Source organism: Streptomyces sp. NPDC093065, assembly GCF_044754585.1.
In the GTDB taxonomy this organism is placed as follows: Bacteria; Actinomycetota; Actinomycetes; order Streptomycetales; family Streptomycetaceae; genus Streptomyces.
In genome coordinates this window covers 110153-134483 of record NZ_JBIVPJ010000008.1, presented here as the reverse complement: position 1 = coordinate 134483, position 24331 = coordinate 110153, and the positions used below count along the sequence as shown (strand labels likewise).

General features: G+C 71.1%; 21 protein-coding genes and 2 tRNA genes. 15 read left to right on the top strand and 8 right to left on the bottom strand.

Translation table 11 applies throughout. The annotated features are described in order from the left end of the window. The first annotated feature begins 111 nt into the window (after nt 1–111). The 3 genes from ACIQFU_RS16525 (at nt 112) to ACIQFU_RS16515 (ending at nt 5342) form a co-directional block, all read left to right on the top strand. Nucleotides 112–3114 carry a UPF0182 family protein gene (locus tag ACIQFU_RS16525; RefSeq protein ID WP_402552340.1) on the top strand — a complete coding sequence of 1001 codons (3003 nt, stop codon included), beginning with the start codon at nt 112–114 and terminating at the stop codon, nt 3112–3114. 87 nt (nt 3115–3201) lie between these two features. Beyond that, nucleotides 3202–3275, top strand: a tRNA-Met gene (locus tag ACIQFU_RS16520). 240 nt (nt 3276–3515) lie between these two features. After that, the gene (locus ACIQFU_RS16515; RefSeq protein WP_402552102.1) at nt 3516–5342 is read left to right on the top strand and encodes a sel1 repeat family protein; all 1827 of its coding nucleotides are present in this window, start codon (nt 3516–3518) and stop codon (nt 5340–5342) included. A gap of 182 nt (nt 5343–5524) precedes the next feature. Here ACIQFU_RS16515 and ACIQFU_RS16510 read toward each other — a convergent pair. Both ACIQFU_RS16510 and ACIQFU_RS16505 read right to left on the bottom strand, forming a co-directional pair. Continuing rightward, a tRNA-Met gene (locus ACIQFU_RS16510) sits at nt 5525–5598 on the bottom strand. 50 nt (nt 5599–5648) lie between these two features. Continuing rightward, nucleotides 5649–6065 (bottom strand): Fur family transcriptional regulator, encoded by a 417-nt coding sequence (locus tag ACIQFU_RS16505; RefSeq protein ID WP_402552100.1) that lies wholly within the window; start codon nt 6063–6065, stop codon nt 5649–5651. Nucleotides 6066–6219: 154 nt separating this feature from the next. On the opposite strand from ACIQFU_RS16505, the gene ACIQFU_RS16500 reads away from it, so the two are divergent. Continuing rightward, complete coding sequence (locus ACIQFU_RS16500; RefSeq protein WP_402552338.1) at nt 6220–7671, top strand: catalase; 1452 nt, start codon at nt 6220–6222, stop codon at nt 7669–7671. An 81-nt stretch (nt 7672–7752) separates the two neighbouring features. Here ACIQFU_RS16500 and ACIQFU_RS16495 read toward each other — a convergent pair whose 3' ends face one another. Together ACIQFU_RS16495 and hisN are read right to left on the bottom strand one after the other, a co-directional pair. Beyond that, nucleotides 7753–8160, bottom strand: coding sequence for a CBS domain-containing protein (locus ACIQFU_RS16495; protein WP_356856624.1), 408 nt, complete (start codon nt 8158–8160; stop codon nt 7753–7755). A 133-nt stretch (nt 8161–8293) separates the two neighbouring features. Further along, nucleotides 8294–9094: a histidinol-phosphatase gene (hisN, locus tag ACIQFU_RS16490; protein WP_402552098.1), complete on the bottom strand. Its 801-nt coding sequence runs from the start codon at nt 9092–9094 to the stop codon at nt 8294–8296. Nucleotides 9095–9287: 193 nt separating this feature from the next. On the opposite strand from hisN, the gene ACIQFU_RS16485 reads away from it, so the two are divergent. Further along, nucleotides 9288–9899, top strand: coding sequence for a TetR/AcrR family transcriptional regulator (locus ACIQFU_RS16485; RefSeq protein WP_402552097.1), 612 nt, complete (start codon nt 9288–9290; stop codon nt 9897–9899). A gap of 11 nt (nt 9900–9910) precedes the next feature. On the opposite strand, the gene ACIQFU_RS16480 is transcribed toward ACIQFU_RS16485, so the two are convergent. The 4 genes from ACIQFU_RS16480 to ACIQFU_RS16465 all read right to left on the bottom strand — a co-directional run bounded on the left by ACIQFU_RS16480 (nt 9911) and on the right by ACIQFU_RS16465 (nt 13607). Then, nucleotides 9911–10234, bottom strand: coding sequence for a multidrug efflux SMR transporter (locus ACIQFU_RS16480; RefSeq protein WP_123626161.1), 324 nt, complete (start codon nt 10232–10234; stop codon nt 9911–9913). Nucleotides 10235–10410: 176 nt separating this feature from the next. Next, the gene (rsgA, locus tag ACIQFU_RS16475) at nt 10411–11424 is read right to left on the bottom strand and encodes a ribosome small subunit-dependent GTPase A (RefSeq protein ID WP_402552095.1); all 1014 of its coding nucleotides are present in this window, start codon (nt 11422–11424) and stop codon (nt 10411–10413) included. A 12-nt stretch (nt 11425–11436) separates the two neighbouring features. Continuing rightward, the gene (gene aroA, locus ACIQFU_RS16470) at nt 11437–12753 is read right to left on the bottom strand and encodes a 3-phosphoshikimate 1-carboxyvinyltransferase (protein WP_402552093.1); all 1317 of its coding nucleotides are present in this window, start codon (nt 12751–12753) and stop codon (nt 11437–11439) included. 131 nt (nt 12754–12884) lie between these two features. Further along, nucleotides 12885–13607 carry a M50 family metallopeptidase gene (locus ACIQFU_RS16465; RefSeq protein ID WP_402552091.1) on the bottom strand — a complete coding sequence of 241 codons (723 nt, stop codon included), beginning with the start codon at nt 13605–13607 and terminating at the stop codon, nt 12885–12887. Between the two features lie 104 nt (nt 13608–13711). Between ACIQFU_RS16465 and ACIQFU_RS16460 the strand changes: the two genes are divergently transcribed. The 10 genes from ACIQFU_RS16460 to ACIQFU_RS16415 all read left to right on the top strand — a co-directional run bounded on the left by ACIQFU_RS16460 (nt 13712) and on the right by ACIQFU_RS16415 (nt 24326). Further along, nucleotides 13712–14527 carry an SOS response-associated peptidase gene (locus ACIQFU_RS16460; RefSeq protein ID WP_402552090.1) on the top strand — a complete coding sequence of 272 codons (816 nt, stop codon included), beginning with the start codon at nt 13712–13714 and terminating at the stop codon, nt 14525–14527. A 22-nt stretch (nt 14528–14549) separates the two neighbouring features. Then, on the top strand, nt 14550–15185 hold the full coding sequence (locus ACIQFU_RS16455; RefSeq protein WP_402552336.1) for an alpha/beta family hydrolase: 636 nt from the start codon (nt 14550–14552) through the stop codon (nt 15183–15185). A gap of 257 nt (nt 15186–15442) precedes the next feature. Beyond that, entirely contained in the window at nt 15443–16126 is a 684-nt protein-coding gene (sigR, locus tag ACIQFU_RS16450) for an RNA polymerase sigma factor SigR (protein WP_003973756.1), read from the top strand. Further along, complete coding sequence (gene rsrA, locus ACIQFU_RS16445) at nt 16123–16434, top strand: mycothiol system anti-sigma-R factor (RefSeq protein ID WP_061442628.1); 312 nt, start codon at nt 16123–16125, stop codon at nt 16432–16434. Before sigR ends, rsrA begins: the two co-directional genes overlap by 4 nt. A 116-nt stretch (nt 16435–16550) precedes the next feature. Next, a complete protein-coding gene (locus ACIQFU_RS16440) occupies nt 16551–17867 on the top strand; it encodes an HD-GYP domain-containing protein (protein ID WP_402552088.1) in 1317 nt (438 codons plus the stop codon). A 673-nt stretch (nt 17868–18540) separates the two neighbouring features. After that, nucleotides 18541–19761, top strand: a complete 1221-nt coding sequence (locus ACIQFU_RS16435; RefSeq protein WP_402552334.1) for an HD-GYP domain-containing protein — start codon at nt 18541–18543, stop codon at nt 19759–19761. A 114-nt stretch (nt 19762–19875) separates the two neighbouring features. Continuing rightward, entirely contained in the window at nt 19876–20856 is a 981-nt protein-coding gene (locus ACIQFU_RS16430; RefSeq protein ID WP_402552087.1) for a tetratricopeptide repeat protein, read from the top strand. A 101-nt stretch (nt 20857–20957) separates the two neighbouring features. Then, nucleotides 20958–21608 (top strand): peptide deformylase, encoded by a 651-nt coding sequence (def, locus tag ACIQFU_RS16425; RefSeq protein ID WP_402552086.1) that lies wholly within the window; start codon nt 20958–20960, stop codon nt 21606–21608. A gap of 259 nt (nt 21609–21867) precedes the next feature. Further along, nucleotides 21868–22953 (top strand): epi-isozizaene synthase, encoded by a 1086-nt coding sequence (cyc1, locus tag ACIQFU_RS16420; protein WP_402552084.1) that lies wholly within the window; start codon nt 21868–21870, stop codon nt 22951–22953. Continuing rightward, the gene (locus ACIQFU_RS16415) at nt 22950–24326 is read left to right on the top strand and encodes a cytochrome P450 (protein ID WP_402552082.1); all 1377 of its coding nucleotides are present in this window, start codon (nt 22950–22952) and stop codon (nt 24324–24326) included. The genes cyc1 and ACIQFU_RS16415 overlap by 4 nt, the downstream gene beginning before the upstream one ends. Nucleotides 24327–24331: the final 5 nt, after the last annotated feature.

The window sequence follows — 24331 nt, the reverse complement described above, 5'->3', positions numbered from 1 at the left end:
GTAAGTTGCATAAGTGTGGGCCCACGATCACGGGGGCGCACGGGGGGCCCGCGAACCCGAGGGCCTGACGGATCAACAGCGAACTTCGAGGTGCGCACCTTGGCTTTCCAGATGCCGGACCGCGGCGGAGGCCCCCCGACGGGGCCGCGGATCAGAGTGGGCCGCCCGTCCCGGCGTGTCCGAACCCTGCTGCTGACACTTGGTGTCCTCGCCGTGCTTCTCATGGCGTTCACCATGTTCGCGGGATTCTGGACGGACTGGCTCTGGTACCGGTCGGTCCACTACTCGTCGGTGTTCACGACGACCCTGTGGACGAAGATCGGTCTCTTCTTCGTCTTCGGCCTGCTGATGGCGCTCGCCGTCGGGTTCAACATCTGGTTGGCCCACCGCCTGCGCCCGCCGCTGAGCGCCATGTCGATGGAGCAGCAGAACCTCGACCGGTACCGGATGGGCATCGCCCCGTACAAGAAGTGGCTGCTGCTCGGCATCACCGCCCTGGTCGGCCTGATCGCCGGCGCCTCGGCGTCCGGCCAGTGGCGGACCTGGCTGATGTGGGTCAACGGCGTGCCCTTCGGGCAGAAGGACCCCCAGTTCAAGCTGGACGTCTCCTTCTACGCCTTCGACCTGCCCTGGTACCGGTTCCTGCTCGGCTTCGGCTTCGCAGCCGTGATCATCTCGGTGATCGCCGCCGCGCTCACCCACTACCTGTACGGCGGGCTCCGCGTCACCAGTCCGGGCGCGCGCGCCACGGCCGCCGCCACCGGGCACCTGTCCGTGCTCATCGGCGTTTTCGTCGCCCTGAAGGCGATCGCCTACTGGCTCGACCGGTACGGCCTCGCGGTGAAGTCCAGCGACTTCAAGGCGACCGACAACTGGACGGGCCTCAGGTACGTCGACGCCAACGCCTACCTGCCGGCCAAGACGATCCTGTTCTGCATCGCGGTCATCTGCGCCCTGCTGTTCTTCGCCACCCTGTGGCGGCGCACCTGGCAGCTGCCCGTGATCGGCTTCGGCCTGATGGTGCTCTCGGCCATCCTCATCGGCGGCCTGTACCCGGCGCTGGTCCAGAAGTTCCAGGTCCAGCCGAACGAGCAGGCGAAGGAGGCGCCGTACGTCGAGAAGAACCTCTCGGCCACGCGCGACGCCTACGGCATCGCGGGCACCCAGGTCACCGAGTACCCGGGCAAGAGCGAGACCAAGGACAAGACCAAGCTCCGTGACGACGTGGACGCCGCGGCGTCCATCCGCATCATGGACCCGAACGTCATCTCGCCGACGTTCCAGCAGCTCCAGCAGATGCGTAACTACTACGCGTTCCCGACCAACCTGGACGTGGACCGCTACTCGAAGGACGGCAAGGACCAGGACACGGTCATCGGTCTGCGCGAGCTGAACCTCGCCGGCATTCCGAAGAAGAACTGGATCAACAACCACTTCCGGTACACCCACGGTTACGGCGTGGTCGCCGCCAAGGGCACGGCGGTCGACGACGAGGGCCGCCCGGTCTTCACCGAGTCCAACCTGCCCTCCGAGGGTGACCTCGGAAAGTACGAGCAGCGGGTCTACTACGGCGAGAAGACCACCACCTACTCGATCGTCGGCGGCCCTCAGAAGGAGATCGACTACTCGGACGACTCCGGGGAGAAGACCTTCAGCTACAAGGGCGACAGCGGGGTCGACCTGTCCAGCCCTATCAACCGCGCGGCGTACGCCGCGGCGTTCAGCGAGCCGCAGATCCTCTATTCCGGGGCGATCGGCGACGGTTCGCGGATCCTGTACAACCGCACGCCCAAGGAGCGCGTCGAGGCGGTCGCCCCGTGGCTGACCATCGACGGCGACGCCTACCCGGCGGTCGTGGACGGCCGTATCCAGTGGATCGTCGACGCCTACACCACGACGAACGGCTATCCGTACGCCTCCCGTACGACGCTCGGTGACACCACGGCCGACTCGCTGACCGCCAACAACAACTCGCGCGCGGTGGTGGCCCAGCAGAACCAGGTCAACTACATCCGCAACTCCGTGAAGGCGACCGTCGACGCGTACAGCGGCGACGTGAAGCTCTACCAGTGGGACACCCAGGATCCGATCCTGAAGACCTGGATGAAGGCGTTCCCGGACACGGTGCAGGACAAGAGCGAGATCTCCAAGGATCTGATGGCGCATCTGCGCTATCCGCAGGACCTGTTCAAGGTCCAGCGCGAGCTGCTCACGCGCTACCACGTGAAGGACGCCAACACGTTCCTCAGCGGCAGCGAGGTGTGGCAGGTTCCGGACGACCCGACCAACAAGTCGAGCGACTCGGTGCCGCCGTACTACCTGAGCATGAAGATGCCCGACCAGGACCAGCAGGCGTTCTCCCTGACGACGACGTTCACACCCAACGGGCGTGACAACCTCAGCGCGTTCATGGCGGTCGACGCGGAGGCGGGCACCAGCGACTACGGCAAGATCAGAATCCTGAAACTGCCGACGAGTACGACCGTCAACGGACCGAAACAGGTCCAGAGCCAGTTGAACTCCGAACAGGACATCGCCGAGACCATCAGGCTGCTCAGAGGCGGCGACTCGGAGGTCGAGTACGGAAACCTGCTGACCGTGCCGGTCGACGGCGGACTGTTGTACGTCGAACCGGTCTATGTCCGCGGTGGCGATCTCAAGTACCCCCTGTTGCGCAAGGTGCTGGTGAGCTACGGAGGCAACACGGCCTTCGAGAACACGCTCGACCAGGCACTCAGCAAGGTCTTCGGAGCCCAGGCCGCCGAGAACGAGCAGCCGCCGGACGAGGGCGACGACACGACCGAGCCGCCGCCGACGTCCACCAACCCCACGGTCCGGGAAGCGCTGAGCGACGCGCAGAAGGCCTTCGACGCCGGGCAGAAGGCCCTGGAACAGAAGGACCTGGCCGCGTACGCCAAGGCGCAGAAGGACCTTGAGGACGCGCTCCAGCGGGCCGAGGACGCACAGGCCAAGGCCGACCAGAGCGCCGGCGGCAAGAACGGCGACGACAAGAACACCGGTGACAAGAACAGCGGGGACAAGGCCGGGGACGACAAGGCCAGTCCGGACCCGACCCCGACCGGTGATGCCGGTGGAGGGTCGGACAGCGGCTGACCCCCCGCCGCGCGCCGGGCGTTCGCGTCAGGCGTTCGAGCTGGTCAAAGCCCATTCCGCGCCGTGCTAGGGTTGTGCACACAACGGCGCGGGGTGGAGCAGCTCGGTAGCTCGCTGGGCTCATAACCCAGAGGTCGCAGGTTCAAATCCTGTCCCCGCTACTGACGTCGTGAGCTGGTTGCGAACGACCACGAAGGCCCGGATTCCCACAAGGAATCCGGGCCTTCGTGATGTGCGAACGCATGTACCGGCGGACGCGACGGCCGCGCCGCCAAGGGGAGTTGGGCAGTTCTGTGTTTGACTTGTCTCCCTGTGGGCATGTCGACAAAACGCTGAAGTGACCTCACTGACTGCGGTATACCGGATGTACCGAGGTTGCGGGTGGTGCGACGATGAACGTTATGGGGGACATGGCAAATCTGTTCGGGACAGGGCGTTTTGCGCAGCCGTCCGGTCAGCCGTCCGGTCAGGAGGAGGCCACGGACGAGGCTCAGGAAGCCGCCGACGAGGCCGCCGAGGAAGTGCGTCTGCGGCTCGCCGTCGACGGCGGTGACGTCGAGGCGATGAGCGTGCTCGGCGCGATGCTGCTGCGCCGCGGCGACTTCGACGCGGCCGAGTGCCACCTGCGCGCCGCCACCGCGGCCGGTGACCGGGCCGCCGCCAACAACCTGGGCGTCCTGCTGCACCAGCGGGGATACGCCGACGAGGCCGCCGGATGGTGGCGCATCGCCGCCGTCGCCGGATCCGCCGCCGCCGCGCACGCGCTGGGCCGGCACTTCCGGGAACGGGGGGACGAGCCCGCCGCCGAGTACTGGCTGTGCCAGTCCGCCGAGCAGGACCACGTGCTGGGCGCCTACGCACTCGCCGACCTGCTGGAGCACCGGGGAGACGACACCGGGTCCGAGCGGTGGATGCGGGCCGCCGCCGAGCGCGGGCACCGGGAGGCGGCGTACCGGCTGGCGCGGACGCTGGACCGGCGTGCCGGGGGGCGCGACGGCGGCGACAAGGCGGCGGCGCTCGCGGCCGACGAGGCCGAGCAGTGGTACCGACAGGCCGCCGCACGCGGTCACCGGCGGGGCGCGCTGCACCTCGGCACGATCCTGGAGAAGCGCGGCGAGCTCAAGGAGGCCGGTCGCTGGTACCTCACGTCCGCCAAGGACGGCGAGGCCCGCGCCGCCTGTGCGCTCGGCTTCCTGCTGAGGGACGCCGGGGACACCGAGAGCGCCGCCGTGTGGTGGCTGCGCGCCGCCCAGGACGGCGACGGCAACGCCGCCAACGCCCTCGGCGCGCTGCACGCCGAGCGCGGTGAGACCCAGACCGCGGAGCGCTGGTACCGGGCCGCGATGGACGCCGGTGACGACAACGGGGCGTACAACCTCGGCCTGCTCTGCGCCGAGCAGGGGCGCACCACGCAGGCCGAGCAGTGGTACCGGCGGGCCGCGTACGCCGGTCACCGGGAGGCCTCCAACGCCCTGGCCATCCTGCTGCTGCGGGCCGGGGACGAGACCGGCGCCGAGCCGTGGTTCTCCAAGGCCGCCGAGGCGGGCAGCGTCGACGCCGCCTTCAACCTCGGGATCCTGCACGCCGGGCGGAGCGAGGAGCGGGTGGCGCTGCGCTGGTACGAGCGGGCCGCCGCGGCCGGGCACACCGAGGCGGCACTGCAGGTCGGCATGGCGCGGCTGCGTGACGGGGACGAGCGCGAGGCGGAACGGTTCCTGCGCTGTGCGGCGGGGGGCGGCAGCGCGGAGGCCGCGTACCGGCTGGCGTCGCTGCTGGACGCGCGCCGGCCGCCCGCGCCCGCGCACGAACTGGGCGAGCCGACGCAGGACAAGTCCGAGTGCGAGGAGTGGTACGAGCGCGCGGCCTCCCAGGGGCACCGGCGGGCCCAGGTGCGGGTCGGGATGCTCGCCGCGGCGCGGGGAGACGTGGTGGAGGCGGCGCGGTGGTACCGCGAGGCGGCCGAGGCGGGGTCCCGCAACGGTGCGTTCAACCTGGGGCTGTTGCTGGCCCGTGAGGGGAGCGAGCCGGAGGCCGTGGTGTGGTGGCGCCGGGCCGCCGACGCGGGCCACGGGCGGGCCGCGCTGCGGCTGGCGCTGGTGTGTGCGCGGCGGGGGGAGCTGGCGGAGGGGCAGCGGTGGGCGGACCTGGCGGTGTCGCTGGGGTCGGCGGAGGTGGGGGAGCGGGCGGCGCGGTTGCGGGACGCGTTGCGGCAGGAGCTGTCGGCGTGACGGTGCGGTGAGCCTCGGTGCGGCGTGAAGGCGCCCGGGGTCGCAGCCGGGCGGGGGTGGGGCGCGCGGACCGGCGCCGGCCGGGTGCCGCCGCGCCCACCCGTGCCGCCCCAGCGGCACGGGTGAGCGCAGTTACGCACTGAGGGCCGGGATCCGAAAGGATCCCGGCCCTCAGACTTCAGTAGCGGGGACAGGATTTGAACCTGCGACCTCTGGGTTATGAGCCCAGCGAGCTACCGAGCTGCTCCACCCCGCGTCGGTGAATGGAACACTACGTCAAGCCGAAGACGAGAAGCAAATCCGTGCTCACGCCGACGCGCAGTTGGGGCAGGTGCCGCGGTACGTCACCTCGACCTCCGACACCGCGAAGCCGAAGCGCTCCGAGTCGGGGAGGTCGGCCAGCGGGTCGCCGGTCGGGTGGACGTCGCGGATCGCACCGCACTGGGCGCAGACCAGGTGGTGGTGCGGCCGGTGCGCGTTCGGGTCGTAGCGCTTGGCGCGCTTGTCGGTCGCGACCTCCAGCACCTCGCCGAGCGAGACCAGCTCGCCCAGGGTGTTGTAGACCGTCGCCCGGGAGATCTCGGGGAGCTTGTCCACGGCCCGGGTGTGCACCTCGTCGGCCGTCAGATGGACGTGTTCGCCGTCGAGGACCTCGGCCACCACGCGACGCTGCGCGGTCATGCGCCAGCCGCGACCGCGCAGCCGTTCCAGAAGGTCACTCATGTCGACCAGCCTAACAGCAAGGGGGACCAGGTCCCGAACGGGTGTGACTTTGGAGTCCTGCTTGACTTAGACATTGTCTATTGTAGGATCAGGAACGGCATTAGCCAAGGAACAGAACGTGCGGGATCGCCAGGACTGGCAGCAGGAGGAGTTTGTGACCCAGGGACCGCTCACCACGGAGACAGGTGCTCCCGTGGCCGACAACCAGAACAGTGAGACGGCGGGCGTCGGCGGCCCCGTGCTCGTCCAGGACCAGCTCCTTCTGGAGAAGCTGGCCCACTTCAACCGTGAGCGCATCCCGGAGCGCGTCGTGCACGCCCGCGGCGCCGGCGCCTACGGCACCTTCACGGTCACCGCCGATGTCACCCGGTACACGCGCGCGGCCTTCCTCTCCGAGGTCGGCAAGGAGACGGAGACCTTCCTCCGCTTCTCCACCGTGGCCGGCAACCTGGGTGCGGCGGACGCGGTCCGGGACCCCCGCGGCTTCTCGCTGAAGTTCTACACCGAGGAGGGCAACTACGACCTCGTCGGCAACAACACCCCGGTGTTCTTCATCAAGGACGCCATCAAGTTCCCCGACTTCATCCACACCCAGAAGCGCGACCCCTACACGGGTTCGACCGAGATGGACAACGTCTGGGACTTCTGGAGCCTGTCGCCGGAGTCGACGCACCAGGTGACCTGGCTGTTCGGCGACCGCGGCATCCCGGCGTCGTACCGTCACATGGACGGCTTCGGCTCGCACACCTACCAGTGGAACAACGAGGCGGGCGAAGCCTTCTGGGTCAAGTACCACTTCAAGACCGACCAGGGCATCAAGAACCTCACGCAGGCCGAGGCCGACCGGCTCGCCGGTGAGGACCCCGACTCCCACCAGCGCGACCTGCGCGAGGCCGTCGAACGCGGCGACTTCCCGTCCTGGACCGTCGGCGTGCAGATCATGCCCGTGGCCGAGGCGGCGACGTACCGCTTCAACCCCTTCGACCTGACCAAGGTGTGGCCGCACGCGGACCACCCGATCGTGTGGTTCGGCAAGCTGGAGCTCAACCGCAACCCCGAGAACATCTTCGCCGAGGTCGAGCAGTCGATCTTCTCCCCGGCGCACTTCGTGCCCGGTATCGGCCCGTCCCCGGACAAGATGCTGCAGGGGCGCCTCTTCGCCTACGGCGACGCCCACCGCTACCGCGTCGGCATCAACGCCGACCAGCTCCCGGTGAACCGTCCGCACGCCACCGCGGCGCGCACCAACTCCCGTGACGGCCACCTGTACGACGGCCGCCACAAGGGCGCGAAGAACTACGAGCCGAACAGCTTCGGCGGCCCCTTCCAGACGGACCGGGCCCTGTGGCAGCCGATCCCGGTCTCCGGCGTCACCGGCGAGACCGAGGCCCCCTCGCACGCCGAGGACAACGACTTCGTCCAGGCGGGCAACCTCTACCGGCTGATGACGGACGCGGAGAAGGAGCGGCTGATCGGCAACCTGGCCGGCGCCCTCGCCGGCGTCTCGCGCGACGACATCGTCGAGCGTGCCGTCGACAACTTCCGTCAGGCCGACGGTGACTTCGGCAAGCGGCTGGAGGCCGCGCTCCAGGCCCTGCGCGGCTGACTTCCAGCACTGGACCGCTTGCCGTAGCGGCGGGCCGGATCCCCGGGGACGGGGGTCCGGCCCGTTTGTCGTACCGGCCCGTCAGGCGGTCACCACCGGCGCGTTGTGCGGGGCGCGCGCCGGCGCCCAGCGGCGGATGATGTCGCGCACCGAGACGATGCCGACGGGCTCGCCGCCGTCCAGGACGATGAGGTGACGGAAGCCGCCGTGCGCCATCGCGCCGGCCGCCTCCTCCACGGTCCAGGTGGGGGCGGCGAAGACGACGTCGGTGGTGGTGTGGCCGTGGGCGCGCTCGGTGTCCGGGTCCTGGCCCCGGCCCACGGAGACCAGGACGTCGCGTTCGGTGAGGATGCCGATGCCGCCGGCGTCGGGGTCGTACACGACGGCCGCGCCGACGCGGCGGGCGGACATCAGGGCGGCGGCCTGGCGGAGTGTGTGGGCGGGGCCGATGGTGAGGACGACCGTGCTCATGACTTCTCGGACGAGCATGGGTGGAGCCACCTCCTGCCGGTGATCCATGAGTTAGTTCATGGATTCACAAGTTCACAAGTGAGGGAACTCTCAGGGTGGCAGGCAAAGCACCGGTCAACAAGGGGGCGCGGAGGGCGGAGTCGGCGGGTGTTCAGTAGCGCTCGTTGAGGTACCCGAGCAGTTCGTCGTGGAGCCGGCCGTTCGACGCCGCCGCGTTGCCGCTGTGCGGGCCGGGGCGGCCGTCGAGGCCGGTGAAGGTGCCGCCGGCCTCGGTGACGATGATCGCGTTCGCCGCCATGTCCCAGAGGGAGAGCTCGGGTTCGGCGCAGATGTCCACCGAGCCCTCGGCGACCATCATGTACGGCCAGAAGTCGCCGTACGCGCGCGTGCGCCACACCTCGCGGGTCAGGTCGAGGAAGCCGTCGAGGCGGCCCTGCTCCTCCCAGCCGCTCAGCGAGGAGTACGCGAAGGAGGCGTCGGAGAGCGTGGAGACCTGGGAAACGTGGAGCCGATGGGCGGAGGTCAGGCTGCGGCCGGTGAACGCGCCGTGGTCCTGCACCGCCCACCAGCGGCGGCCGAGTGCCGGCGCCGAGACGAGGCCGACGACCGGCTGGTAGCCGCCCTCCTTGGCCTCCATGAGGGAGATGAGGGTGGCCCACACGGGGACGCCGCGCACGTAGTTCTTGGTGCCGTCGATCGGGTCGACGACCCAGCGGCGTGGCCCCGTGCCCTGCACGCCGAACTCCTCGCCGTGCACGGAGTCGCGGGGGCGGGCGCGGGCGAGGTGGCCGCGGACGAGTTCCTCGGCGGCCTTGTCCGCCTCGCTCACCGGGGTCATGTCCGGCTTCGTCTCGACCTTCAGGTCGAGGGCCTTGAAGCGGTCCATCGTCGCGGCGTCGGCGGCGTCGGCGAGCACGTGGGCGAGGCGGAGGTCGTCGAGGTAATCGGGCATGCGGTCACGCTATCTGTCGCGGGCGGGCCGGGGCCACCAGGGGTTTGGCGGGCGTGGCGGAGCGCCGGAAGGCTGCGCGGGGCCCCGCCCCGTGGGTGCGAGGACCCTTGACAGTGCCCCCATACCCGTCAAATCTGGCAGCGAGTCGCTCGGTACATCTGGCAGCAAGCCGCTGGGCCCGAGGGAGGCGAGGGTGCCTGCAGCCCGGGAGTCCCTGCTCGACGCCGCGTACACGGCGTTGACGCGCCGGCCGTGGTCCGCCGTGCGGATGGTGGACGTGGCGGCCTCCGCCGGAGTGTCCCGGCAGACGCTCTACAACGAGTTCGGCAGCAAGGAAGGGCTCGCCCGGGCGCTCGTGAGGCGCGCGGCCGACGGCTGTCTCGCCGGCGTCGAGCGCGCGCTGTCCGGGCCCGGTGACCCGTGCGAGCGCCTTGGCGCGACCGCCGAGTGGATGATGTCGGCGGCTCGTGAGAACGCGCTGGTCCGGGCCATGCTCACCGGCTGCTGGAGCGAGCGGCTGCCCTCACCGGTCCTGACGGCGGTGCCCTCCTCCACCGCCGGGCCGGCCCAGCGGCGGGCCGACGGTCCGCTGCCCTCGCCCGGCGAGTTCGTGAGCCTCGTCCGCGATCGTGCGGTGGCCGTCCTCCACGGCTCCGGACCGCTTCCGCCGGCGGACACCGCCGAGCTGGCCCGCTTCTGCGAACTGGCCGTGCGGCTCGCCCTGTCCTGTGTCTCGGCGCCGCCGGCCGAGGGCAGGGTGGCCGACCTCCTGCGCACCGCCCTGCCGCGCCGGTCGACCGCGTAGCGGCGCGCGGCTCAGTGCGCCGAGCCCGACAGCTGCAGCCCGATCACGCCGATGATGACGAGGCTGATCGAGACGATCTTGAGGGTCGAGACCAGGTCGCCGAGGAAGATCATGCCGTAGATCGCGGTGCCCGCCGCGCCGATGCCGGTCCACACCGCGTACGCGGGACCGACGTCGAGCTTCTTCAGGGACATGGTCAGCAGGCCGAAACTGCCCAGCGCGAAGGCGCAGAAGGCGATGGTGGGCCAGAGCCGGGTGAAGCCGTGCGACAGCTTCAGACAGACGGCGAAGCCGGTTTCGAGCACTCCGGCCACTATGACCAGCAGCCACGCCATGTCTCGTCCTCCCGTAGTCCCGTACCGTGACCGCTGCGTCGATCGGTGTCGATCGGTGGCTTCGTCGGGCAGTGACCTCGTCCGGCGACAACCTCTCCGGGCTTTGCCCGGCCTTGGTTCCGGCTTGGTGCGATTATGCACTTACCGGCTGCACGGCACGGCAAACAACGCGGTGGTCAGTCGCCTTCCTTGCGTTCCCGTGTCGACAGCAGCCGGCGCAGCGAGTACAGCCGCGCCGGGTCGGCGTGCCCCTCGGCGACCCAGGCGTCCAGCGCGCAGTCGGGCTCGTCGTGACTGCACGCGCGCGGGCAGCCCTCCGTGCCGGGCACCAGGTCGGGGAAGGCGTTGATCACCCGCGACGGGTCGATGTGCGCCAGCCCGAACGACCGTACGCCCGGGGTGTCGACGACCCAGCCGCCCTCCGCCGAGGACAGCGGCAGGGCGAGCGCCGAGGTCGTGGTGTGCCGGCCGCGGCCGGTCACCGCGTTGACATGGCCCGTGACCCGGCGGCGGTCTTCGGGCACCAGCGTGTTGACCAGGGTTGTCTTGCCGACGCCGGAGTGACCCACGAACGCCGTGATCTTCCCGTCCAGATGCTCGCGCACGAGGTCCGCGGCGGCGCCGTTCTCCAGCTCCTCGCGACTGGTGACGACGTACGGGATGTCCAACGCGCCGTACAGCTCGAGCAGTTCGTCCGGCGGTGCCAGGTCCGACTTGGTCATCACGAGGAGCGGGGTGAGGCCGCCGTCGAACGCCGCGACCAGGCAGCGGTCGATGAGGCGGGGGCGCGGTTCGGGGTCGGCGAGGGCGGTGACGACGGCGAGCTGGTCGGCGTTGGCGACGACCACCCGCTCGTAGGGGTCGTCGTCGTCGGCCGTGCGGCGCAGTACGGAGGTGCGCTCCTGGATGCGGACGATCCGCGCGAGCGTGTCCTTCTTGCCGGACAGATCGCCGACCAGGGCCACCCGGTCGCCGACCACCGCGGCCTTGCGGCCCAGTTCGCGGGCCTTCATCGCCATGACGATCCGGTCCTCGACCAGACAGGTCAGCCGGCCGCGGTCCACGGTGAGGACCAGCCCCTCGGCGGCGTCCTCGTGCTTGGGCCGGATGTGGGTGCGCGGCCGGTTGCCCTTGCGGTTCGGGCGGGTGCGGATGTCGTCCTCGTCGGTGTGCTTGCCGTAGCGGCGCATGGCGAACCGTCCCTACGCCCCGAGCATCCCGGCCCACAGGTCGGGGAAGACGGGCAGGGTCTTGGCTGTGGTCGCCACGTTCTCGATCTCCACGCCCTCGACCGCGAGGCCGACGACGGCGCCGGCGGTGGCCATGCGGTGGTCCTCGTAGGTGTGGAAGACGCCGCCGTGCAGCCGGCGCGGGCGGATGTGCAGGCCGTCGGCGGTCTCGGTGACGTCACCGCCGAGTTCGTTGATCTCCTTGGTGAGCGCGGCCAGCCGGTCCGTCTCGTGCAGCCGCAGGTGGGCCACGCCCCGCAGGGTCGAGGGGGAGTCCGCGAGAGCGGCGACGGCCGCGATGCCCGGGGTCAGCTCGCCGACCTCGCCGAGGTCGACGTCGATGCCGTGGATCGCACCCGATCCGGTGAACACGAGCCCGTAGTCGGTCAGTTCGCAGGAACCGCCCATTTCGGTGAAGATCTCGCGCAGCCGGTCACCGGGCTGGGTGGTGTGGGACGGCCAGTCGGGGACCACGACCTTGCCGCCGGTCACCAGTGCCGCCGCCAGGAACGGCTGCGCGTTGGACAGGTCCGGCTCGATCGTCAGGTCCCGGCCGAGCAGCGCGCCCGGCGTCACTCGCCACACGTTCGGCTCGCCGCCGGACTCGGGGGTGTCGACCTGGGCGCCGACCGCGCGCAGCATGTCGACGGTCATGCGGATGTGCGGCATGGACGGCAGCGCGGAACCGGTGTGGCGCACCTCGACGCCCTGGTTGAAGCGCGGGCCGGACAGCAGCAGGGCGCTGACGAACTGCGAGGAGGACGACGCGTCGATCTCCACCGGCCCGCCCTCCAGCGCGCCGCCGCCCTGCACGGTCAGCGGCAGGGAGCCGCGCCCGTCGTCGTCGATACGGGCACCCAGCACACGCAGCGCGTCGATCACGCCGTGCAGCGGACGCTCGTAGGACCGGGGGTCGCCGTCGAAGCGGATGGCGCCGTCGGCGAGCGTGGCGACCGGGGGCAGGAAGCGCATCACCGTGCCGGCGTTGCCGACGTCGACCGTCGCCGGGCCGCGCAGGCCCGCCGGGATGACCCGCCAGAACTCGCCGGTGCCGTCGGGCCCGACGCCCTCCTCGATCTCGACGCCCATCGCGCGCAGCGCCTCGGCCATCAGCACGGTGTCGCGGGAGCGCAGCGGGCGGCGCAGCCAGCCGGGCTCGGAGGCGAGGGCGGCCAGCACCAGGGCGCGGTTGGTGACCGACTTGGATCCGGGCACGTGGACGGTCGCGTCGACGGCTTCGCTCGCGTGCGGGGCGGGCCAGAGGGCGGTGTGCGCCGGGTTCACGGTCATGGGCCCCACTTTAATGGCTGAGGACGACCGGAGATCTTGATCAAAAGCGGCGAAACCTGACCGAAGGCGCGACGGCGCACTTGCCGCGCATATATGCGGTGCCACGTGGAGCGAGGTGCGCCGCCCGGGCCTCACAGCTCCAGCAGCCAGCGCCCTCCACCGATCAGCGAGCACAGCGACACCGCGTGGAAGAGGAAGAACCACACCCCCGCCGGCGCGTGGGTCAGCCGCGCCAGCTGGTCCGCGTCCGAGTCCCCGGCGCCGCCCCGCGACCGCTTGGCCTGCAGCTCGAACGCCGGGCGCACCCCGCCCAGGAGGAGGAACCAGACCACCGCGTATGCGAAGGCCGCCTGCACCTGCGGCCCGGCCAGCCAGGACACCAGGACGAACGTGCCGCCGGTGACCACCACCGTCAGCACCCCGTACGCGTTGCGGACCATCACCAGCAGGGCCACGAGCAGCGCCGTCGCCAGCCACAGCAGCAGCGTGATGCGTCCCGCGGCCAGCAGCGCGGCACCGCCGAGTCCGAGCAGCGGGGGAGCGGTGTAGCCGGCGACGGCGGTGAGGATCATCCCGACGCCGTGCGGCTTGCCCCGGCTCACCGTCAGGCCGCTGGTGTCCGAGTGCAGGGTGATCCCGGTCAGCGTGCGCCCGGTCAGCAGGGCCACCAGGCCGTGGCCGCCCTCGTGGGCGATGGTGATCGCGTTGCGCGCTATCCGCCACGACCCGCGCGTCGCGACGACGGCGAGCGCTGCCACCAGGGTCGCGATCACCACCCACAGGTCGGGATCGGGCTGGGTGCCGGAGACCTCGTCCCACAGGGAGGTGAGGGAGGCCGTTGCGAGGTGGTGCATGTTCGGTGAGGGCTCCTCGTAGTGACGGTTGAGCGGGTGCGGCGCGAAGCGCCTCGTTGAGGGGTGGTGGCCGGGAGACGGGCGGGCCTGGCAGTGTGGCACGTATGTGCGGACGGTATGCGGCGAGTCGTCGACCCGAGGATCTCGCGGGAATCTTCGAGATCGAGAAGTGGGAGCCCGAGGAGAGCTTGGAGGCCGACTACAACGTGGCACCCACCAAGGAGGTCTACGCCGTCCTGGACCGTCCCCTGAAAGACGCCGAGGACCCGAAGCCGGTTCGCCAGCTGCGGTCACTGAAGTGGGGACTGGTCCCGTCCTGGTCCAAGACGCCCGAGGGCGGCGCCCGGATGATCAACGCCCGCGCGGAGACCGTCCACGAGAAGCCCTCCTACCGCCGCGCCTTCGCCGCCCGGCGCTGCATCCTGCCCGCCGACGGCTACTACGAGTGGGTCACCGGCAAGCAGGAGCGCGACCTGGAGGTCGAGGGACGCAGGAAGCGGCCCCGCAAGCAGCCCTACTTCGTGACCCCCGCCGACGGTTCCGTCTTCGCCATGGCCGGGCTCTACGAGTTCTGGCGGGACCGGACGCTGCCGGACGACCACCCGCGGGCCTGGTGGGTGACGTGCTCGGTGATCACCACCGAGGCCGAGACCACGCCGCTCGCCGTCGCCCCGGCCGACGGCCCGCACGCCCTGGCCGACATCCACCCCCGGATGCCGCTGATGCTCACGCCGGACCGCTGGGACGACTGGCTCGACCCGGCGCGCACCGACCCCGACGAGCTGACCTCCCTGCTGGCGCCCCCGCCCGCCGGGCTGATGCGGGCCTTCCCCGTCTCGACGGCCGTGAGCAACGTCCGCAACAACGGGCCCGAGCTGCTCAAGGAGCTGGAAGCCCCGGAAGAGGGCACACTCTTCTGACGTGACGGATGCGACAACGGATGTGACAGAGGTCGTCGAGACGGAGGCGGGCCCCGCCCGCCTCACCTGGCACCGGGCGAAGACGCCCCGGCTCGTCCTGGCCGTGAGCCACGGCGCGGGCGGCGGCATCGAGGCCCGCGACCTGCGGGCCCTGGCGGCCGCACTGCCGGACCACGGGGTGAGCGTCGCCCTCGTGGAGCAGCCGTGGCGGGTGGCGGGCAGGAAGCTGGCGCCCGCGCCGAAGACCCTGGACACCGGCTGGCGGGGCGTCTGGCCCGCGCTCGCCGCGCCCGGCCTGCCGGTGGTCTCCGGCGGCCGCAGCGCCGGCGCCCGCGTCGCCTGCCGCACCGCCGGGGAACTGGGCGCCCACGCCGTGCTCGCCCTCGGCTTCCCGCTGCACCCGCCGGGCAAGCCGGAGAAGTCCCGCGCCGACGAGCTGCTCGGCGCAGGCGTCCCCACCCTCGTCGTCCAGGGCGGCAACGACCCCTTCGGCAGGCCGGCGGAGTTCCCGCGGGCGCCCGAGGGGACCTACGACCTGATCGAGGTGCCGTACGGCGACCACGGCTTCGCGGTGCCCAAGCGGGCGGAGATCACCCAGGAGAGGGCACTGGAACTGATCACCGACGGCGTCCTGGGGTGGGTCGGCTCACTCGGCTGAACGCCCGGGAATGACCGGCGGGCGGCCACTGTTGTGCGGTGCATACGTTGCTGAGAATCAGCACCGACGCCGTAGGAGAGGAAGTCCGCCGCATGGGTTCAGCCTTCTGCCCACGTCGCAGCAGCCGCGCCGACCTGGACTGGACGGTGCTGCACGCGGCGAAGACCGCCCCTATTCGGGCGGCGGGCGGACCGGATCGTCGTCTATCCTCCGATTCGAGTGGGGCCGGTTTCGGCCTCGCGACATCTTTGGAGGAGGTGGGTCCGGTCACTGGGACCGACGCAGGGACGGAACACGGCCAGGCGGAGCAGCCCGAGGGCCGGGGTACGGGCGCGGAGTCGACCGCGGAGCGCAGCGCGCGCTTCGAGCGGGACGCGCTGGAGTTCCTCGACCAGATGTACTCGGCCGCGCTGCGCATGACACGTAATCCGGCCGACGCCGAGGACCTGGTGCAGGAGACCTACGCCAAGGCGTACGCGTCCTTCCACCAGTTCCGCGAGGGCACCAACCTCAAGGCGTGGCTGTACCGCATCCTCACCAACACCTTCATCAACTCGTACCGCAAGAAGCAGCGCGAACCCCAGCGCAGCGCGGCCGAGGAGATCGAGGACTGGCAGCTCGCGCGTGCCGAGTCGCACATGTCGACGGGTCTGCGCTCCGCCGAGTCGCAGGCGCTCGACCACCTGCCCGACTCGGACGTGAAGCAGGCGCTCCAGGCGATCCCCGAGGAATTCCGTATCGCCGTGTATCTGGCGGACGTCGAGGGCTTTGCCTACAAGGAGATCGCGGACATCATGGGGACACCCATCGGTACGGTGATGTCCAGGCTGCACCGTGGACGCCGTCAGCTGCGCGGCATGCTGGAGGACTACGCCCGCGACCGCGGTCTGGTCCCCGCCGGCGCCGGAGAGTCGAACGAAGCGAAAGGCTCGGGGTCATGAGCTGCGGAGAGCCGCACGAGACGGATTGCAGCGAAATCCTCGATCATCTCTACGAGTTCCTCGACAAAGAGATGCCGGACTCGGACTGCGTGAAGTTCGAGCACCACTTCGAGGAGTGCTCGCCCTGCCTGGAGAAGTACGGGCTGGAGCAGGCCGTGAAGAAGCTGGTCAAGCGCTGCTGCGGGCAGGACGACGTGCCGGGTGACCTGCGCGCCAAGGTCATGGGACGGCTGGACCTGATCCGGTCCGGGCAGTCCGTGCCCGAGCACGACGTGACGGCCACGCCGTCGGCTCCGCAGGAGTCCTGAACCGCCCACAGCCGTTTCGAGTCACTCGTACGTGCTAATCCGCGGGTTATCTGCCCGCGGTCTCCCCGCCGCCGTCCTAGGCTCCGAGCCTTACAGGCGTGGCCGGGGAGGGGCTCATGGACGCGGTACCCGCACGCGCGCGTGCGTACGTCGTTTGCGTCGCCCTCGTCGCCCTGCTCTGCCTGCGGCCGCTGCCGTCGGTGCACGCGCCCTGGTGGGCGGTGCTGCTGCTGGCGGGGCTGTACGCGGGCTCCGAGCTGGTCGCGCGGTCCCGCTTCGTCGGGACCTGCTACCCCGTCCTGCTCGCCGGCGCCTTCCTGCTGCCGCCGCCCGCCGCAGCGCTCGTGGCACTGCCCGGCGCGCTGCTGTCCAGCGTGCCCCGTCGGCCGTTCGGCCTGCGGCGCGTCTGGCGGGCCGCGCAGCTGACCCTCGCCGTGTGGGCCGCCGCCTGCGTCCACTGGCGGCTCGGCGGCCGGGACGCGGTGGTCGAGCCCGCCTTCCCGTACGCCCTCGTGCCGGCCGGGGCCGCCGTGCTCGCGTTCTGCCTGGTGCTCACGGTCCTGGACGGCGGGATCCTCACCCTTGCCGACCGGGTGCCCCCGAGTCGGGCGTGGCGGGGGCTGTTCTCCCGGTCCCTCGCGCCGATCGCCGTGCACGGGCTCGCCGGACTGATGATGGCGGTCCTGTGGCGCAGCCCGTACGGTCCGGTGGCCGCGCTGCTCGTGCTGCTGCCGATGTGCGTGGCGTGGTGGGCCTTCGCCCAGTACCACCGTGAGCGGGCCGCGCACCAGGCGACCATCCGGGCGCTGGTGCAGGCCGTCGACATCAAGGACGGCTACACACGCGGCCACAGCGAACGCGTCGGCCAGGCCTCCATGATGATCGCCCGCGAGCTGGGCATGGACGACGAACGCGTCGAGACCCTCCGCTTCGCCGGGATCCTGCACGACGTGGGCAAGCTCGGTGTGCCCACCCGGCTGCTGCGCAAGGACGGGCCGCTGACGCCCGAGGAGCGACGGGTGATCGAACTGCACCCCGAGTACGGGCACGAGATGGTGCGCGGCATCCGTTTCCTCGGAGAGGCCCGCGCCGCCGTCCTCCACCACCACGAACGGCTGGACGGCAGCGGCTACCCCTACGGACTGGTCGGCGACGGGATCCCCGAGTCGGCCCGGGTGGTGGCGGTGGCCGACGCCTTCGACGCGATGACCTCCACGCGCTCCTACAGCAGGGCCCGTCCCGTCGCGACGGCGCTGAAGGAGCTCCAGCGGTGTGCCGGGGCGCAGTTCGACCCTCGGATGGTGCGGGCGCTGGTGCACGCCCTCGGCCGCCACGGCTGGCGCCCGTCGGTGACGGCGGACGGCACGCCGGCCCGCGCCGACCCGGTACCGGGCGGGGGGGCGCGGGACCGCGTCGGCAAGGGGGCGTCATGACGAAGCCCGAGTCCCCGGCACGTCTCCGCCGGACCTGCTGCGCCCGCCGCGTCTGCCGCGTCTGCCGCGTCTGCCGCCCGGGTCCTGCCGGGTGTCTTCGCCGGGTCGGCGGCGCAGGGGCCGGCCGAACCGATCGCGTCGGCAGGGGCTGCCGTGCGGGTGGTGTCGGTGGTGTCGGTGGTTCGGGCTGTGGCTGCTGCCGGGGTCGGTGCCGGGGCCGGGGACGGGTCTGTGGCCCTGGTCCCGGCTGCCGTGTCCGCCCGGTCCTTCGGCCGTGCTCCGCCGGTCGCCTCCGGGCGGCCTGCCGCTCCGGGAGCCGCCGTCTTCGCCGGGCCTGTCGCCCGGTCCGCGCCCCTCGCCCGAGTGCCGTCGGCCGCCTGCGGTGTGCCTGGCGTCCGAGGTGCGGCCGGGGGCCGGGGTCTGTCACCGCACGCGGCCGGGGGCCGTGCGCGGTGGACGCGGGGGCGCGGGGCTTCCGTGCGGGTACGGGGCAAGTGGAGTGGTGGCTGCGGCCGGTGGAGCGCGGTGGCCGTGCGGGTGGGGGCAGAGTGTGAGGCGCTTCCCTTCGCGAGTTCCGTCCCCCTCCTCCCCGCCCCCGCAAGGGAAGGGGCGTCCGGTGCCGTCCCCGGGGACCGGAGGGACGGGGCGGTCTCCGTCACCCGCTCCGGCGGCCCTGCTTCTCGTCCCCGGCTGTGCCGGGCTCCTCGCGCTCGGGTGTCTCGCCTCCGTACTGGCCTCGGGGCCCGAGCAGCGGCCCGTGGCGCTCGCCTTCGGGGGCCTGGTCGCCCTCGGAGAGCTGACCCGGCGGGCCGGTGCCGAGGCCCGGGAGGCCGCTCCGCTCGCGGCGGCGGGCGCGCTGGCGTACGCCCTGCTCGGAGACGTGGCCGGGCAGCCCGTGCACCACGGCGTCGCGCAGACCGTCACCGTCGTGCTCGCCGCCTCACTGCTCGGCAGCGTGCCCTGTGTCGCCCGCGGCAGCGGGCCCGTTCTCGATCCCCTGGCCCGGCGGGTGCTCACCGTGGGCTTCGCCGCCGTCTGCTTCCGGCCGCTGTCCAACCAGGGCGTCCTCGACGACTGGAGCGGCCCCGCCTACGCACTGCTGCTGCTCGGGCTGCTCGCCCTGACCACGCTGTGCGACGCCGTGCTCGCCGCGGCACCCGCGCACGCGCGCACCGGCTGGCCCTTCGGACCACTGCTGCGCGAAGAACTGCGCGGCATGGTCGGGATCACGTCGGCGGTGTGCGCGACCGGCGCGGTGATGGCGCTGGCGGTGAGCGTCGCGGGACTGTGGGCACTGCCCGTCTTCTCCGTGCCCCTGCTGCTCGCCCAGCTCTCCTACCGCCGGTACGCGGCCGTCCGGGCCACCTACCGGCAGACCATCGCCTCCCTGGCCCGCGCCACCGAGATCGCCGGGTACACCCCGGCCGGGCACGCCCGCCGCGTCGCCCGGCTCGGCGTGGCCGTCGGGCGGGACCTGGGGCTGTCGGGGCAGGAGCTGACCGTGCTGGAGTACGCCGCCCTGATGCACGACATCGGCCAGCTGAGCCTCGTCGACCCGGTCCCGGCGGGCGCCACCGCCGACCTGCCCCTCGTCGAACAGCGGCGGATCGCGCTGCTCGGCGGGGCCGTCGTCCGCCAGACCGGCGTCGACGCGGCGGTCGCCGTGGTGGTGGAACGGCAGGCCGACCCCTGCCGGGAGCAGCCGGTCGCCGCGCGGATCGTACGCGTCGTGAACGCCTACGAGGAGAAGGCGCGGGACGCCGGCCCCGGCGGCGTCCTGACGGCACTGGAGGAGCTGCGCCTGACCGCCGCCGGCGACTACGCTCCCGAGGTGGTGGAGGCACTGGCCCGGGTCCTTTCCCGGGGCAGCCTTACCGGGCCCGCGGCTGGGTAACCCATGGGTAATGAGCGCCTCCGCAGCCGTACGTGGTTTGATGCCCGGGAGAGGGTGTCCGGGGGCGCGAAAAGGTACAGCCAGCCCACAGAACGGAACTGGCAGGCGGGAATCGTGAGGATCTTCGGCAAGGCACGGCACCGGCCCTCCGCCTCCTGGCGGCAGGCCACCGACCGCGCGTTCACGCTGATCGGCGACGGTCGCTACGACGACGCGGGCGCGCTGCTCACGCGGGCGGCGGACCTGGAGCCCTGGCTGTCGGAGTCCTGGTTCAACCTGGCGCTGCTGCACAAGTTCCGGCACGACTGGGAGCAGGCCAGGGCGGCCGGCCTCAGGGCCGTCGCGCTGCTCGACCGCGACACCGGAGCCCCCGACTGGTGGAACGTCGGCATCGCCGCGACCGCCCTGCAGGACTGGCCGCTGGCCCGCCGGGCCTGGCAGGCCTACGGGCTGCGCACCCCCGGGGACGCCACGGACGCGGGTGAGCCGCTCGGCATGGACCTCGGCAGCGCGGCCGTACGGCTGTCCCCGGAGGGCGAGGCCGAAGTGGTGTGGGGGCGGCGGCTCGACCCCGCCCGCGTCGAGGTGCTGTCCATCCCGCTGCCGTCCTCGGGGCGGCGCTGGGGCGAGGTCGTCCTGCACGACGGCGTGCCGCACGGGGAGCGGACGACCAGCGCCGGGCACTCCTACCCCGTCTTCGACGAGATCGAGCTGTGGGCGCCCTCGCCGGTGCCCACCTGGGTGGTCCTCCTGGAGGCCGCCACCGAGGCCGACCGGGACGCCCTGGAGCAGCTCGCCGCGGACGCCGGGTTCGCCGCCGAGGACTGGTCGTCCTCCGTCCGGCTGCTGTGCCGGACGTGCTCGGAGTCCCGGATGCCGTCCGACGAGGGCGAGGGCGAGCACCTCGACCCGCACGACCACAGCGAGCCCGGACACCCCGGGCCGCTCGGGCACCGCACCGACGGGCAGCTGTGGGTACCGGAGCGGGAGTGCGGGGTGGCCGCGCCGGCGGGGCTGGTGAAGGGGCTGCTGGACGGGTGGGTCGCCGACAGTCCGGACTCCCGGGACTGGCGGGACCTGGAAGAGGTCTGCTGACCGGCCCCGTAGTCTTTGCCAGGACAGTCTTTGTCAGGACGCTCCAGCAGCAGTCACCATCAGCATCACCCTTGGTTGTACGAGGAAGGCATACGTCGGTCATGGCCCAGCAGGACACCGATCAGCAGCACCCGGGCGTGCTCCCCGTGGACGACGAGGGGTTCGTCGTCGACACCCAGGACTGCGAGGAGCGTGAGGCCGACTGGCGCGGGCGCGGCACCTCGCGTCCGATCACGGTGGTCGGCAACCCGGTGCTGCACAAGGAGTGCGAGGACGTCACCGACTTCGGCGACGAGTTCCAGCAGCTGGTGGCCGACATGTTCGCCAGCCAGCGCACCGCCGAGGGCGTGGGCCTGGCCGCCAACCAGATCGGCGTCTCCCGGAAGGTCTTCGTCTACGACTGCCCCGACGACGAGGGAGTCCGCCACGTCGGCGTGGTCTGCAACCCCGAGCTCGTCGAACTGCCCGCCGACCGGCGCCGCCTGGACGACAGCAACGAGGGCTGCCTGTCCGTGCCGACCGCCTACGCGCCGCTCGCCCGCCCCGACTACGCCGAGGTGACCGGGCAGGACGAGAGGGGCAACCCGGTCAAGGTGCGCGGCACCGGGTACTTCGCACGGTGTTTGCAGCACGAGACGGACCACCTGTACGGGTACCTGTACATCGACCGGCTCTCCAAGCGCGAACGCAAGGACGCCCTGCGGCAGATGGCCGAGAACGAGCCGCGCTACCCCGTGGTCGCGAACGACTGACACCGCCTCACCCGCCACACATCTCCCTTGCGCACGGCGCCTGTTCGGGGCTTACCCGAGCGGGCGCCGTGCGTCTGTGTGCGTCAGCGGAAAGCCGTCACACAACAGGAGAATTCCGGCACCGGGGGGTAGTGAATGAAGCAAATCCATTCCCAGAGCGGTCAGTTGTGGTGCTGAATGGGAAGTGCGGGGATACGCAACGGCGCACGCCCCGCTCAGCGAGAGGGGTGCGCCACCGGCGGCTGAGAGGGGTTTGTTCGTGCATGCTTTCCCACACGGCACCACAGCGACACCGACCGCGATCGCAGTACCACCGTCGCTCCGTCTTCCGGTGATCGAGGCGGAAATTCCCCGGCAACTGCACCCGTATTGGCCGAAGCTCCAGGAGGCCACCCGCACCTGGCTGCTCGAAAAGCGGCTCATGCCGGCGGACAAGGTCGAGGAATATGCCGATGGCCTGTGCTACACGGACCTCATGGCGGGGTACTACCTGGGCGCCCCCGACGAGGTCATGCAGGCGATAGCGGACTACAGCGCCTGGTTCTTCGTCTGGGACGACCGGCACGACCGTGACATCGTCCACGGCCGTCCCGGCGCCTGGCGGCGGCTGCGCGGCCGACTGCACACGGCCCTCGACGCACCCGGGGAACACCTGCACCACGAGGACATGCTGGTGGCCGGGTTCGCCGACAGCGTCCGGCGGCTCTACGCCTTCCTGCCGGTCACCTGGAACGCCAGGTTCGCCCGGCACTTCCACGCGGTGATCGAGGCGTACGACAGGGAATTCCACAACCGCACCCGCGGAATCGTGCCCGGCGTCGAGGACTACCTCGAACTGCGCCGGCTCACCTTCGCGCACTGGATCTGGACCGACCTGCTGGAGCCGAGTTCGGGCTGCGAACTCCCCGACGCCGTCCGGAAACACCCGGCATATCGCCGGGCGGCGCTGCTGAGTCAGGAATTCGCCGCCTGGTACAACGACCTCTGCTCGCTGCCGAAGGAAATAGCGGGTGACGAGGTCCACAATCTCGGCATCAGTCTCATCACCCACCATTCACTCACGCTGGAAGAAGCCATCACAGAAGTCCGGCGGCGCGTCGAGGAATGCATCACCGAATTCCTGGCGGCGGAGCGGGAGGCGTTACGTTTCGCCGACTCGCTCGCCGACGGAACCGTACGCGGAAAGGAACTGAGCGGCGCCGTGCGGGCCAACGTCGGCAATATGCGGAACTGGTTCAGTTCCGTCTACTGGTTCCACCACGAGTCCGGCCGCTACATGGTCGACAGCTGGGACGACCGGTCCACGCCCCCGTACGTCAACAACGAAGCGGCAGGTGAGAAATGACCGTCGAGTCCGTCAATCCCGCAACCGGCGCACCGGAGGCACCGGAGCTGCGTGAACCGCCCGTCGCGGGCGGCGGCGTGCCACTGCTCGGCCACGGCTGGCGGCTGGCCCGCGATCCGCTGGCCTTCATGTCCCAGCTGCGCGACCACGGCGACATCGTGCGCATCAAGCTCGGCCCCAAGACCGTCTACGCGGTCACGAACCCGGAGCTGACCGGCGCCCTCGCCCTGAACCCCGACTACCACATCGCCGGTCCGCTGTGGGAGTCGCTGGAGGGCCTGCTCGGCAAGGAGGGCGTGGCCACCGCCAACGGCCCGCTCCACCGCCGCCAGCGGCGCACCATCCAGCCGGCGTTCCGGCTCGACGCCATCCCGGCCTACGGGCCGATCATGGAGGAGGAGGCGCACGCGCTCACCGAGCGCTGGCAGCCGGGGCGGACCGTCGACGCCACCTCCGAGTCCTTCCGGGTCGCCGTGCGCGTCGCGGCCCGCTGCCTGCTGCGCGGGCAGTACATGGACGAGCGGGCCGAGCGGCTGTGCGTCGCGCTCGCCACCGTCTTCCGGGGCATGTACCGGCGCATGGTGGTCCCGCTCGGACCCCTGTACCGGCTGCCGCTTCCGGCCAACCGCCAATTCAACAACGCGTTGGCCGATCTGCATCTGCTGGTCGACGAGATCATCGCCGAGCGCCGCGCATCCGGTCAAAAGCCGGACGATTTGCTCACGGCATTGCTGGAGGCGAAGGACGACAATGGCGACCCGATCGGGGAACAGGAGATCCACGACCAGGTCGTCGCGATACTCACCCCCGGCAGTGAAACCATCGCGTCCACGATCATGTGGTTGCTCCAGGCACTTGCCGACCATCCGGAACATGCCGACCGCATACGCGACGAAGTCGAAGCGGTCACCGGCGGGCGCCCCGTGGCATTCGAGGACGTGCGCGGGCTCACACACACCGGCAATGTCATCATGGAAGCCATGCGTTTGCGCCCAGCCGTATGGGTATTGACGCGGCGCGCGGTGGCCGAGAGCGAACTCGGTGGCTATCGCATTCCGGCCGGTGCGGACATCATCTACAGTCCGTACGCAATCCAACGCGATCCGAAGTCGTACGACGACAACCTGGAGTTCGATCCGGACCGATGGCTCCCGGAACGCGCGAAGAATGTGCCGAAATACGCCATGAAACCGTTCAGTGCGGGCAAGCGGAAGTGCCCCAGCGACCACTTCTCGATGGCCCAGCTCACGCTGATCACGGCCGCGCTCGCCACCAAGTACCGCTTCGAGCAGGTGGCGGGCTCCAACGACGCGGTCCGGGTCGGCATCACGCTGCGCCCGCACGACCTGCTGGTCAGGCCCGTGGCGCGGTGACGACC